This is a genomic window from Candidatus Nitrospira neomarina (assembly GCF_032051675.1).
Lineage (GTDB): Bacteria > Nitrospirota > Nitrospiria > Nitrospirales > UBA8639 > Nitrospira_E > Nitrospira_E neomarina.
Genome location: NZ_CP116968.1, coordinates 1,108,258 through 1,121,351, shown reverse-complemented (window position 1 = coordinate 1,121,351; position 13,094 = coordinate 1,108,258). Strand labels below are relative to the sequence as shown.

Here is a 13,094-nt window from a genome sequence, read left to right as displayed (position 1 = left end):
CATTTATCCGGCGAATAGCGGATCAGGAAGTTGTGCCTCCTTAAATCCCTCTTGACGAATCACGCAACTATCGCAATGGCCGCACGGCTGGTTTTGGAGACCTGGATTATAACAACTATTGGTCCATTGAAAAGGCACCCCTAAGGCGTGTCCTTTTTTAATTATCTCACGCTTGCTCAAAAAGAGCAGCGGGGCGAGAATGTCGACCGGTTGCCCTTCCAATCCCATTCGGGTGCCAAGACGAGCCACCTCCTTGAAGGCCTGAATAAATTCCGGTCGGCAGTCCGGGTAGCCGGAATAGTCACGAATATTGGCCCCAAAAAATATGCTGGAGGCACCCAATACCTCGGCATAGGCCAATGCCAGACTCAAGAAAATTGTATTCCTGGCCGGAACATAGGTGACGGGAATTTGCTGTTCACGATCCCGTGCGGTTCGATTGGTGGGGACGGGAATCTGATCGGTTAGCGCGGACCCACCAAAGGTTCGCAAGTCCAATTGAATAATTTTGTGTTCTTTCACCTCAAAATATTCAGAAATTTTTTGCGCACATTCGATTTCCGTTCGATGTCGTTGCCCATAATCGACAGTCAAGAAATACAGCTCACATCCTTCTGATTTGGCAATGGCGGCCGTCACCGTTGAATCCAACCCGCCACTTGCCAGAACAACAATCTTTGACATGAGCTTACGAAGGCCGTCCTTGAACCCTTTTTCTCCCGCCTATCAGATGGATCCTGATTTTTTTGTAAAGGAATGATCGGTCACAGGCTCAAGTGTTGGTGGGAGGACCGTTGAAGGCAAAAAACACCATTGCCAAATTGGATGGGTATATGCCAATCCCAGCTAGACACGGTGAAAGAACAGAAGCGGCAAACCTGATGATATTATTGCCGCTGTTCCGATCGTTCAATCTTTTCCATCAGTTCACGTTTGGATTTACACTCGACGCATAAACGGGCAAACGGAAGCGCTTGCAATCGCTTTTCATTGATTTCTCCCCCACATTCAGCGCACACGCCATAGGTGCCTTCATCCAAACTATCCAAGGCATCATCAATCAATTGTCGTTCACGGTTTCGCATTTCCTGAAGGGAAATCCCCATTTCGCGATCCAAATCAACCAGCGCCTGGTCTCCGCTATCCATGGCCGCTTCCAGCCGCCGTTGTTGTTCTTCTGTCACTGATTGTCCAAGCTGTTGTTTGATTTCTTGAATCAGCGCCTCTCGTTTGGCCAAGAGAATTTCCTTTAACGCGACATGACGATCTTCTGTTGGCGCTTTCGCCTGCTTCCGCGATGCGGGGGTTGGAGAAGTGGCTTTTGATGGGCCTTTTGCCGGACCTTTTTTTGTTCCGGCGGAGGCCGTTGTTTTTGTTTCTTTCTTGACTGGTCTTTCGGCCATACTACTTTCCTTTCTTCCTTCCAAAGTTAACCATTCTCTCACACGACAGGAAAACTCATTGCAAACATCTTCCCCGGTGCATCATGCGGTAATAGGATCGTCCATGTACCTACTCATAAGTAATTAGGGAGTAGATGTCACACCCATTTAATTTGTTTCGTCCATCGAGTTTCAGCAATTCGACAAGAAATACCACGCCGGCAATATCGCCACCTAATTGCCGAATCAGGTGGACGGTCGCCCCGGCCGTTCCTCCAGTGGCAAGGAGATCATCAACCACAAGCACTCGCTCTCCCTTTTGAATCGCATCACGATGAATCGCCAAAGTCGTCGAGCCATACTCTAAATTATAATTGACTTCAAACACATCGGCCGGCAATTTGCCTGGCTTCCGAACCGGAACAAAACCGGCTTTCAAGTGATAGGCCAATGGGCTTCCCAAAATAAATCCTCGCGATTCAATGCCCACCACTCTGGTAATACCGGCATCCTGATAGTGATGAATGCACTCGTCGATAATGGAACGAAAACAAACAGGATTATTTAATAAGGGCGTAATATCGTAAAAAAGGATACCCGGCTTAGGAAAATCGGGAACCTCACGAATATGTGCTTTATAGTTCATGGGAAAACAATTCAACAATGATAACAACCGTGGATGGTTCCGTTTTTGAGATCGGAACAACCCGGTTCCAATGTCCCCATCCCCTACAGAGAAGTACGAAGGACATGAAACCCTTCAGTTTGCCTGTTTGGGTCTTTCCAGTCAACCGTTACCTGAAGAACTTGAGAGAGAGGAGGTCCTTTATGAATGGCTTCAAGAAAGGTATGAACTGATGCTTGAGGACCTTCAACTTCCAATTCGACTTCTCCTTCAGCTCGGTTTCGCACCCACCCATGTAATGCCATGTTGTTGGCCTGCATTTGCACAAACGCTCGAAACCCGACTCCTTGAACTTTTCCGCTGACACAGGCATGAGCCCGAACAATCGCTTCCATTTGCTCTTCCACGTTATCCGATCTGACCCCTTCCACCGGATTCTGTGCTTCCAGAATTTTTTATTCCATGATTCGCGGCATAATCCTGTAGCAGTTGCTTTCCAACCTTTGTGCCTTCCCGTATACAATCAGGGATACCGATGCCATACAAACCTGCTCCCGTGACATACAGCCCGGGCAAATGGGCTAACTGTTCCTGAACCTTAGCCAACCGGTCCGCATGTCCGAGCACATATTGTGGCATCCCCTGCCGCCATCGATGGACTTCTGTATAGGTCGGGGCGGCCGAGATTCCCACCATAGACAGTAATTCTGCACGAACACACTTCACAAGGGTGCGATCATCCTGCTCCACAATCGTCTCTCGCCCTCGACCTCCGATATAACCACGGATCAGCGTTTCTCCAGCCCGGCTCCGATCGGGCCACTTCAACGAAGTCCAGGTTGCGGCTAGCAATGAGCGTTGTTCTTTTCGAGGCACCACAAATCCGAATCCTCGTATCTGTGAAGCAATAGACTCAGCGGGATAGGCCATGGAAATCGTCGCGGTCGAAGCATAGGGGATCCCATCTAACAGACTCGCTGTTTCGGGGCGAATTGCACGAAGTAATCGAGCGGTCTGATATGCCGGAGTGGCCAACACGACCGCATCAGCCGGAAGCCGGTTTCCATTCTCCAACATGACCTGAAATTCCCCTGACTCCAGAGTCGGAGATTGAATTTCCAGACACCCGACCCCTGCCATCAACCCGACTCCACGTTTGCGCAAGGCCTCCACCAGGGCCTGAATGAGTTCACTTAATCCCCCACGAAGCGACATAAACATGGTGGTGGCTGCGCCGGAGGAACTCGAGGCTGGTGGCGCACTGGCCAGAGCCTTTCGCATTCCCTTAATGACACTGCCATGTTCCCGCTCTAATTCGCGGAATCGAGGAAAGGTCGACTCAATACTGAGTTCATCAGCATCCCCGGCATAGATGCCTGCCACCAATGGTTCGATTAAATACTCAAAGGCTTCGGTGCCAAATCGTCGACGAAAAAACTCTCCCAAAGATTCATCTGATGGCCGAGGATTCTGCTTTGGCCAAAACCGTTCGGCAGCCATGCGAAGCATCCCCCCCCAGGTTAGGAGCCCGCTGGAAACAAGCGTATCAACCCGTCTGGGTCGAAAGGCCAATAAGCCTTGTGGGAGTTCTCGCAATGCTCCACGGCAAAATGAAAATGTCTGATTGTGTTGGGGGTTGGTAGAAATCAACTGATCCTGAAGTCCTAACGTGCGGCACAATTCTAGAGCCCATGGTTTGGAAGTCAGGAACGAGTCAGGGCCACCTTCGATCAAATAGTTGTCCGTCACATGTGTCAGAATTTTTCCACCCCACCGAGGCTCTCGTTCCACGACTGTGCATTGCACGGGTGTCTGTGTTGTCGCACTCTCCTCCGTGAGAGCATAGGCCGTGGCCAGTCCGGATATTCCCCCTCCGACAATCACCACTTGGTATGGAATTTTCCTCATGAAGTCCCAAGCAATCAGAAAGGCAATGCATGTATGAGGCTAAGACATTGAAATAAACAGGTATTCATGGAGGGAGGGAAACATCCGACGGAGGAAAAGTACCGCTACATCATTCACGTGAAGAAGCCGTGGAATACCGGCGAACACATTCAATGGCAAACTCAACGCTGTGTAAAGGGGTATTAGGAAGAATGCCGTGACCCAAATTGAAAATGTGACCGGGTCTGCCGCCAGCTTGCAGCATAATATCCTTCACACGACGCTCAATTTCTTTTTCCGGGGCGAACAGAACCAGGGGATCCAGATTACCTTGAATACTCACATCAAACCCGATAGTGCCCCATGCTTCATCCAAACGAACTCGCCAGTCGACACCCATCACATCGCTTCCCGCCTTTCGCATCAGCGGAAGAAGACCGGTCGTTCCCGTTCCAAAATAGATGAGGGGAATTCCCTCAACCCGTAAGGCAGAAAAAATATTTTGCACATGAGGAAGGACATATTCTTCATAATCGCCAGGACTTAAACAACCGACCCAACTGTCAAAGAGTTGAATGGCTTGTGCGCCTGCTCGACTTTGTACTCGTAAATACTCCACGACAACCACGGATAGTTTGGACATCAATTGATGCCACACGGTCGGCTGGGAGAACATTAAGTTCTTGGTTCGGGCATAGTCCCGCGAGCTTCCGCCTTCAATGGCGTAACTGGCTAATGTAAACGGCGCTCCGGCAAATCCCAGTAACGGAACTCGATTATCGAGAGCCTGAAGTGTCTGGCGAATGGCTTCTCCGGCATAGGCAAACGCCTCGCCATCGACCGGACGCAGATCCACAATACCCATCTCACCGCGTATCGGGTTATCAATGACCGGACCCTTTCCCTCAATAAATTCCAGGTTTAATCCCATGGCTTGGAGGGGCAATAAAATATCCGCAAAAATGATGGCCGCATCCAGATCAAAGCGATTGATAGGTTGCAGCGTGACCTCGGCAGCTAACGCAGGCGTTTTGCATACCTCCAAAATAGAATGCTTGCGTCGGATAGCCTGGTATTCTTCCATGTATCGGCCCGCTTGCCGCATAAACCAAACAGGGGTTCGGTCTACGGGCTGACGCAAGCAGGCTTTTAAAAATCGATCATTCATGGCGGGCATTCTACGAATGGAAAAAGAGTGAGTCAATCAATCAATAACGAACATAGGTGGCGTGACTGGTCCATATGCACAGATCATTTTCCTGAGACCACCTATTACCATAAAATTTTCATCCATGGCCTTAGGGTAACACAAGGACACAACACACACTCACATCTGTTCATGGCAGGAGAGGTGTTAGCTCTTGCCGGATCCGCTGAGCCTGGTCCTCCACAGCATCTTGTTCAACTTCAGACAGGAGCCACGCCTCATCCGGCTGCAGCTCAATGCGATAATGTTGTTGATGAGTAGAAAACCATTCAAAGTAGGGATGGGGTTCAAGAAGAGGATGCGGATCAAACGACATAAGACTGACTTTTCCTAATTGAGGGACGGAAAAATCATATAACGATTCTCCTGCCTGAGGATCATCTAAAAAGCGCGGATTACGAAAACCAATCACCTTTCCGGCAATCTCTCCAACAAAATCACCTACTAAATACACATCCACAGTCTCAAGCCCGGCAAAGGTAATTTGTCCAATAACGGATCCGCCAATCCGATTGTCTAAAAATCCCTCCTTGACCCACCGGGCATTTGCAAACTTCTCAGCCATACAAAAAAATTAATACGGAAGAATCCTGTTCACAGACTGATGAACCGATTATCTGCAAACACGAGTTACGGTTTACATAAGGGACATTTGAGTTGCTGGGATGCGTCAGTATTTTCCAAATATTCCAGAGCCGTATCCTTATCCGGATATTCGGTCCACCCACCCTCCCAAAAGTCAGACCGATGCGGGCCTGAAGGCACCTCCGGGCAACGATCCCGATGGATCATCGCTTCATCAAGTGATCGTTTCAAATGGATCCAATACCCCATAGTCGTGATGCTCCTTCACTGAGTGGTAAGCCGAGCCTGCCCCACAGACACGATCAACATTTGACGTGGGAACAACCTGGTCGGAGTATAACGGAGAGGGAGCCTGCCCTGCAGGAATTCAGTTATCAACAAATTGCCATTCATCTTTGTCTAAAAAAACCTTTTGGCCGGCATCAAGCTTAGCTTGCTGCTCTTTATCAAAAAACTGCATATACCGCTCAATGCGATCTGGATCGTCGATGCGCTCTTCCTTGACCATTCCAGTGGGCAATTTAAATTTCCGAATTAACACCGACATGACTCATTCCTCCAAAAATTGTCTGTAATAAGACCAACGAAAAATTATAGTGAAATCATAAACTTGCCGTCAATCTTTTCTGAACAATTTCAGACACACCTCAATTAGCTATTGGCCACGTCAATATAATCTTCGATATACTCAAACTCTAACGGAGATATTATTCATGTTCATCCTCGTATAATTTCAAAGGAGTTATGTATGCCATTGTATGAATATGTCTGCGAAGGGTGCGATCATCATTATGAGGCCATGCAAGCCCTGAGCGTAAAACCGGAAGAAACGCTTTGCCCAAAATGCAATACCACCCAAAGCCGACGAATTATGTCCTCGTTTGCGTCAAAAATTGTGGGAACACATAAACCAGGATTCGCTGAAGGCAAAGCCTATAATATGCTGAATGAACGAATGGATAAGTTTTCCAAACTCCCCCCAATTATGGGCCAGCGCGCGGCCCCGACCGAAGCCAATTCCCAACCCTCCGGAGGAGAATAGGGTAAAGCTTGGGCGGCCCTTTGAATGGTGATCGCCCAAGATTTTCTCACTTCCCCATTCCTCTCCCCTTGACATTTATTTCCATAAACCGGAAAGATGTGCCCGTTTTTTATTCTTGGTGATAACTTTTTCTGTAGTTTCGACCACTTGCGCAACGGTTGTTCTTGCTAAGGAACCTAAGAAATATGGCGGCCACCCGGCTCTTTAACAATATAGTTGGCAAGGTTTCTTTTGTGGTCGGGATAGGTTTTCTCTGGGGACTCATTCTTCCAATGGCCCCTGTTCATTCAAAAGAATCTCCTAATTCAGAGCCTCCCCTTACGGCTCCATCTCCGATTTCAGGGACCATTCTTATCGTTGGAAATGGACCAGAGCGATATCTCCTGGAAATTCTGGCTGCGGAATTTGAGTCCCGCCATCCTTCTGTTTCCGTTGATATATTTTGGCATCCCAATGCCAAGCCAATCCGAACTATCGAACTTAACGAAGCCGACATTGGCATTACGGGGGAAGAGGTTCCTTCCCTCAGATCTACGGCAATTGCCAGAGACGGCGTCGCTGTCTTAACGAATTTTTCAAACCCCGTGAAAGAAATGACCACCCAGCAGGTTGCGGATGTCTTTTCCGGAAAAATCCGGTATTGGTCTCAGGTCTATGAGGAAGCCCCTCAAACCAAAATTGTGCTCATCAATCGAACCACGAATGAAAATATTCGACAGGGTTTCGAAAAAATATTAGGTATTCCGGATGGGATCCCGCGTTCCGCCTTTAGAGCGGGAACCGAGGATGAGGCCATTAAAGCAGTAAGTGGAAATCTTGAGGGAATCACGTTTGTATCCATGACTCCGGCTCTCCGGGCGAAAGAGGATGGAGTCGCGATCAATCTTCTGTTTATTAATCGCGTGGAGCCTGAAGTACAAACGGTACTGGATAATCGCTATCCACTCCAACGACCCGTGATGCTCATCACAAATGCCCAACCTTCACCTCAGGCCCTGGCCTTTGAACAATTTGCTCTCTCACGGGAAGGCCAAAACCTGATGCGAAAAGGGAAATTTTATCCACTTCTTACCAGTCAATAATTGGCGGAAAACCCTGATTCGGTCGTCCATCTTCTGATACCATCTCAGCCTCGTGAAAAAGACCGGAGCATCACCTGCCACGGTCATTGATTTCAAATTATTACGACACAACACAGAATCGAATGTTAAAAAAAGTTTTAGTTGCCAATCGAGGAGAAATTGCGATGCGGGTCATCCGGGCATGTCGAGAATTCGGCATTGCCACGGCGGCGATTTATTCAGAAAGTGATGCCACCGCCATTTACGTCAAAAAAGCCAATGAAGCGTATTTAGTCGGTCCGGGCCCTGTGCAAGGTTACCTTGATGCTCGACAAATTGTAGGATTGGCGAAGCGTATTCGAGCGGATGCCATTCACCCAGGATATGGATTTTTAGCAGAAAATGCCGATTTTGCCCGGATCTGCGAAGAAGCCGGCATTCTCTTTATTGGCCCATCTCCTCATTCACTTGAACTACTGGGCGATAAGGTCCAGGCTCGAGCACTGGCCATTAAAATTGGCGTCCCCGTTGTTCCAGGGACAGATAGCAGTGTGGGTACTCTAGAAGAGGCACTCACGTTCTCCCATAAGGCGGGATACCCCGTTATGGTCAAAGCCAGCGCCGGAGGTGGAGGGCGAGGCCTCCGCGTTGTGCGTTCGGATGATGAATTACAAGAGGCCATGGAGGCGGGAGCCCGTGAAGCTCTGGCAGCCTTTGGAAACGGGGAATTATTTCTTGAAAAATATGTGGAACGACCACACCATATTGAATTTCAATTACTGGCAGACAAAAACGGCTATGTGATTCACCTGGGAGAACGTGATTGTTCGATTCAGCGGCGCCATCAAAAACTGATAGAAATCGCCCCGTCACTTGTGTTAACCCCTCGACTACGGGCGGAAATGGGAGAAGCGGCCATTGCTATGGCTCGCGCCGCCCAGTTTTATAATGCCGGGACCGTGGAGTTTTTGTTAGATCCCGATGGACGATATTATTTCATGGAAATGAACCCCCGCATCCAAGTGGAACACACTGTCACGGAACAGATTACCACGGTTGATATTGTGCAATCCCAACTATGGATTGCCGCAGGACGCCCTCTGGTCTTCGGGCAGCATGAGGTCAATCTCCAGGGGTATGCCATTCAATGTCGGGTGAATGCGGAAGATCCCCAAAACGGATTTCGACCCTCGTCGGGAAAAATTACGGCCTATTTATCTCCTGGCGGCGTTGGTGTCCGCATTGACGGAGCGGTGTACAAAGATTATACCGTCCCTCCGTATTATGATGCTCTGTTAGCCAAGTTGACGGTTCATGGTCGAACCTGGGACGAAACGGTTCGCCGAACTCATCGCTCACTCGAAGAATTCGTCCTGCGGGGGGTCAAAACCACTATTCCATTTATGACAAAGCTCATGGAAGAACCGGATTTTCGAGCCGGGCGATTTGACACCTCCTATCTTGAACGCCATCCAGAACTCTTTGAATATGAGGAAGCAGAAGAACCGGAGGATCTGGTTATTGCCCTGTCCGCAGCCATCGCCGCGTTCGAAGGATTATAACCACCATCATGATAACGTTGTGATCCCGTTGCACATGTGAAAGGTCGCCTTATGTCACGAAAATCCACACACTCTGATAAAAGCAGGAAACCCAGTCGTCCCGTCCCTACCCGGACAAAATTGGATGCCGCTCCCGCTCTGGATATCGAAGCATCTCCGAAGCGACAGGTCTTTTTAACCGATGTGGCTCTTCGGGATGGACACCAATCTCTTTTGGCAACCCGCATGCGCACAGAGGATCTCTTATCTGTGGCATCCGAATTAGACGAAGTCGGATTTTGGTCACTAGAAGTGTGGGGTGGTGCCACCTTCGATTCCTGCCTCCGGTTTCTTAAGGAAGACCCCTGGGAGCGCCTACGAGCTTTCCGGGAGGCCATGCCGAAAACCCGTCTTCAAATGCTTTTGCGTGGGCAAAACCTTGTGGGATATCGACACTATGCTGACGACGTCCTTGAAAAATTCATTGAATTGTCCGCTCAAAACGGCATTGATGTCTTCAGAATCTTTGATGCACTGAATGACATCAGAAATATCAGGCCGGCCATGGAAGTGGTGAAAGCGTGTGGCAAGCATATCGAAGCAACCATTTGTTATACCGTCAGTCCGGTCCACAGTCTGAATCATTTTGTGGAACAAGCCAAACAACTCGAAGATCTGGGGGCAGACACCATTTGCATCAAAGATATGGCCGGACTCCTTCCTCCCTTTGAAGCCTATGAATTGATTTCACGATTAAAGGCCACGGTCCGGGTCCCCATTCACCTGCACACACATTACACCTCCGGTATGGCTTCCATGTCTTCCCTGATGGCGATTATGGGCGGGTTGGATATTCTGGATACCGCCTTATCTCCCCTTTCCGGCGGTACCTCCCACCCTCCAACCGAATCGTTTATTGCCGCCCTGCGGAACACACCGTATGACACGAAATTGAATCTTGAGCAAATTGCTCCGGCTGCGGATAAATTACGCAAGGCCCGAAAACGCTATCGCCAATTTGAAAGCGATTTTACCGGTGTCGACACGGACATTCTTCTCTCCCAAGTGCCTGGTGGAATGCTCTCGAATTTGGCAGCCCAATTGGCCGAGCAAAATGCCCTGGGGAAAATCAAAGAAGTGCTGGAAGAAATCCCACGCGTGCGAAAAGACATGGGGTATCCTCCCCTCGTCACCCCCACCAGCCAAATTGTCGGAACGCAAGCGACGCTGAATATTTTAACCGGTGAACGCTATAAAGTGATTACCAATGAAACCAAAAATTACTTTCAAGGTTTGTATGGGAAACCACCGGGCACCCTCAACTCCAAGATACGACAAAAAGCTTTGGAAGGTGATGTCCCCGTGTCCGGTCGTCCCGCTGACAACCTTGACCCTGAACTGGACGATGCAAAACAGGAACTCGTTGGGCGAGAGATGGCTGAAGAAGACATTGTCTCCTATGCACTGCTCCCATCCGTGGCGTTGCAATTTTTTGATGAACGGGAGCGAGGAGAGCTAAAACCCGAACCTCTTCATGACTCCTCGGAGAGTGGTCCGGCTGTGGCTCACGATCTTCATTTAGCCCCGGTAGAATTTAACGTGACGGTTCACGGGGAAGCCTATCATATTCGGGTATCGGGATCCGGACAGACGGTTGACGGCGTGAAACCCTATTATATTAAGGTGAATGACAAACTTGAAGAAGTATATCTCGAACCGATTCAAGAAGTCTTAGCCGGCTCACCTGACCCTCCACCATCCCACACATCAAAGACGGAAAAACGTCCCAAGCCATCACAACCCGGGGACGTGACCACACCCATGCCTGGCCGGGTGGTCAAGGTCCTGGTGACCGAGGGTTCAAGTGTCAACGTCGGTGATTCTCTGTTGGTGGTGGAAGCCATGAAAATGGAAAATCGCGTCCAATCGCCTATTGCCGGGTCGGTCATCACCATCTACGTGAGAGAAGGGGATGAAGTGAATCCTGATGAAACGCTGATTCATCTGGAATAATAATGCAGGGCCGTTCTGACTTTCGATCCTTCCTCCTTTTCATGGTTTCACTTGGATGCTTGACGATCTTGGGTTGTTCCTCTCTCAGGGCACTCCCTTCCGGAATCGAACTGATCCAACGTGTGCCCTATCAGATCGCCAGAGTCAACACCCATCGCATTGCCTATCTTGACGTCGGGCAAGGTCCACCGCTTATCCTTATCCATGGATTTGGCGGGTCGATGTGGCAATGGGAACATCAATATTCTGTTTTGTCCCAAACTCATCGGGTTATCATCCTGGATTTACTCGGCTCTGGGCTCTCTGATAAACCGGAAGGCGCGTACACACCAAAATACCTCTTGGAGTTTTTCCGGGAATTCATGGATACCCTCAATATTCCACGAGCCACCTTGGTCGGAAATTCCATGGGAGCCGGGTTGGCGATGGCCATGGCCCTTGACTATCCGGAACGTGTGGAACGACTTGTGCTTATTTCTGGATTTCCTGCCCAGGTGGAAAACAGTATCGCTTCCCCGCATTACCAGAGCTTTCTCCATCACCGCCCTCCCCTCTGGCTCGCCAAATTGGGAAATTGGATGGCAGGAAAAAGGACCACGGAATATATTCTCAAAGAAATCATTTATAATTCAGCACTCATTTCCCCTACTATCATTGACCGTTCATTTCATAATCGCCAGAGGGGCGACTTTCTTGCCCCCCTCTATTCTTTAATGGACAATATCAAGACATGGGAGGGACAATATGGAAAAAGGCTTCAAAAGATTGCTCATCAGGTCCTGCTCTTGTGGGGGGAGCATGATGGGGTGTTTCCACTCCAGGTCGGTGAACGGGTAAAAGACCAGTTACCGCATGTTGAATGGCATGTCATCCCTGAGGCCGGCCACCTTGCACAATGGGAAGCACCCACTATCGTGAATCAATACATCCTCTCATTTTTAGAACGAAAATCCTGAAGAAACATTACCCAACAGGTTATCACCCTAAGCTTGCAAGAAAATGATAGTGTTTACACACCACGGCCCCAAAAGCTCGGAGCACCGATCCGGATAGAAGGAGCATCATTATGCCAAAAATTTCGCTTATTTCGTTACTTCTCATTTTAACGGCTGTTTCGTTGCCGGGTTGTTCGACCCTTAATGGTCAATCGGGACACGAATTTTCCTACAAAAACATTCCAGTTGACAAAGAAAGCGCCAGAACAGGAGAGGGTTCGACCATTCTATTTCGAGGCGCCCCTTTGCCGCTGAGTGGCAGTGAAGTGAAAGCCGGAGAGACTCTACGTGCGGTCCCATTGGCAAAAGGCGATTTATCACTCGTCAACATTCATGAAACGCAAGGGAAAGTCCGCATTATCAATATCGTGCCTTCCCTGGACACGAAAGTGTGCGAACAACAAACGCATTATCTGAGTGAGAAAAACCAGGGTCTTGATCAACAGGTGCAACTGATCACCATCAGTATTGATACCCCTTTCGCTCAAGAACGATTTGCGAAGGAAGCAGGCATTACCAATGTTAAATTTCTGTCCGATTATCGAGGCGGAGAGTTTGGTGCTTCCCACGGATTACTGTTGGAGGGGCCGCATGTTCTGGCACGAGCCGTCATGGTCGTCGATGCGAATAATGTGATCCGCTATCTCCAGGTCACTCCTGATCTCGGCCATATGCCGGATATGGATAAAGCCTTTCAAGTGGCTCGCTCCGTTCTACAAAACTAGTGGCCCCACACACGTTAAGAAAAATTCACCA

The 13,094-nt window shown here is 49.1% G+C and carries 15 protein-coding genes; 6 read left to right on the top strand and 9 right to left on the bottom strand.

The genetic code is table 11. The annotated features are described in order from the left end of the window. Positions 1 to 3 precede the first annotated feature (3 nt). From queC to PQG83_RS04990, 9 genes are all read right to left on the bottom strand, one after another. Entirely contained in the window at positions 4 to 684 is a 681-nt protein-coding gene (queC, locus tag PQG83_RS05030) for a 7-cyano-7-deazaguanine synthase QueC (protein WP_312747481.1), read from the bottom strand. Positions 685 to 887: 203 nt separating this feature from the next. Beyond that, on the bottom strand, positions 888 to 1,403 hold the full coding sequence (locus PQG83_RS05025) for a TraR/DksA family transcriptional regulator (RefSeq protein ID WP_312747479.1): 516 nt from the start codon (positions 1,401 to 1,403) through the stop codon (positions 888 to 890). 109 nt (positions 1,404 to 1,512) lie between these two features. Beyond that, positions 1,513 to 2,028 carry an adenine phosphoribosyltransferase gene (locus PQG83_RS05020; RefSeq protein WP_312747477.1) on the bottom strand — a complete coding sequence of 172 codons (516 nt, stop codon included), beginning with the start codon at positions 2,026 to 2,028 and terminating at the stop codon, positions 1,513 to 1,515. A gap of 83 nt (positions 2,029 to 2,111) precedes the next feature. After that, a complete protein-coding gene (locus PQG83_RS05015) occupies positions 2,112 to 2,414 on the bottom strand; it encodes an acylphosphatase (protein ID WP_312747475.1) in 303 nt (100 codons plus the stop codon). A gap of 1 nt (position 2,415) precedes the next feature. Beyond that, positions 2,416 to 3,915, bottom strand: a complete 1,500-nt coding sequence (gene hemG / locus PQG83_RS05010; RefSeq protein ID WP_312747474.1) for a protoporphyrinogen oxidase — start codon at positions 3,913 to 3,915, stop codon at positions 2,416 to 2,418. Positions 3,916 to 4,024: 109 nt separating this feature from the next. After that, positions 4,025 to 5,062, bottom strand: a complete 1,038-nt coding sequence (gene hemE, locus PQG83_RS05005) for a uroporphyrinogen decarboxylase (RefSeq protein ID WP_312747472.1) — start codon at positions 5,060 to 5,062, stop codon at positions 4,025 to 4,027. A 169-nt stretch (positions 5,063 to 5,231) separates the two neighbouring features. Next, positions 5,232 to 5,666, bottom strand: a complete 435-nt coding sequence (locus PQG83_RS05000) for a hypothetical protein (protein ID WP_312747470.1) — start codon at positions 5,664 to 5,666, stop codon at positions 5,232 to 5,234. A 65-nt stretch (positions 5,667 to 5,731) separates the two neighbouring features. Next, a complete protein-coding gene (locus PQG83_RS04995; RefSeq protein WP_312747469.1) occupies positions 5,732 to 5,935 on the bottom strand; it encodes a hypothetical protein in 204 nt (67 codons plus the stop codon). A gap of 118 nt (positions 5,936 to 6,053) precedes the next feature. Next, positions 6,054 to 6,233: a hypothetical protein gene (locus PQG83_RS04990; RefSeq protein ID WP_312641234.1), complete on the bottom strand. Its 180-nt coding sequence runs from the start codon at positions 6,231 to 6,233 to the stop codon at positions 6,054 to 6,056. A gap of 201 nt (positions 6,234 to 6,434) precedes the next feature. Between PQG83_RS04990 and PQG83_RS04985 the strand changes: the two genes are divergently transcribed. The 6 genes from PQG83_RS04985 to tpx all read left to right on the top strand — a co-directional run bounded on the left by PQG83_RS04985 (position 6,435) and on the right by tpx (position 13,063). Continuing rightward, complete coding sequence (locus tag PQG83_RS04985) at positions 6,435 to 6,728, top strand: FmdB family zinc ribbon protein (RefSeq protein ID WP_312747467.1); 294 nt, start codon at positions 6,435 to 6,437, stop codon at positions 6,726 to 6,728. A 185-nt stretch (positions 6,729 to 6,913) separates the two neighbouring features. After that, positions 6,914 to 7,810: a substrate-binding domain-containing protein gene (locus PQG83_RS04980; RefSeq protein WP_312747465.1), complete on the top strand. Its 897-nt coding sequence runs from the start codon at positions 6,914 to 6,916 to the stop codon at positions 7,808 to 7,810. A 122-nt stretch (positions 7,811 to 7,932) separates the two neighbouring features. Beyond that, complete coding sequence (locus PQG83_RS04975) at positions 7,933 to 9,351, top strand: acetyl-CoA carboxylase biotin carboxylase subunit (protein ID WP_312747464.1); 1,419 nt, start codon at positions 7,933 to 7,935, stop codon at positions 9,349 to 9,351. 51 nt (positions 9,352 to 9,402) lie between these two features. Further along, on the top strand, positions 9,403 to 11,343 hold the full coding sequence (oadA, locus tag PQG83_RS04970) for a sodium-extruding oxaloacetate decarboxylase subunit alpha (RefSeq protein WP_312747462.1): 1,941 nt from the start codon (positions 9,403 to 9,405) through the stop codon (positions 11,341 to 11,343). Between the two features lie 2 nt (positions 11,344 to 11,345). Then, the gene (locus PQG83_RS04965; protein WP_312747460.1) at positions 11,346 to 12,299 is read left to right on the top strand and encodes an alpha/beta fold hydrolase; all 954 of its coding nucleotides are present in this window, start codon (positions 11,346 to 11,348) and stop codon (positions 12,297 to 12,299) included. Positions 12,300 to 12,409: 110 nt separating this feature from the next. Next, positions 12,410 to 13,063, top strand: a complete 654-nt coding sequence (gene tpx, locus PQG83_RS04960; RefSeq protein ID WP_312747458.1) for a thiol peroxidase — start codon at positions 12,410 to 12,412, stop codon at positions 13,061 to 13,063. The last annotated feature ends 31 nt before the right edge of the window (positions 13,064 to 13,094 follow it).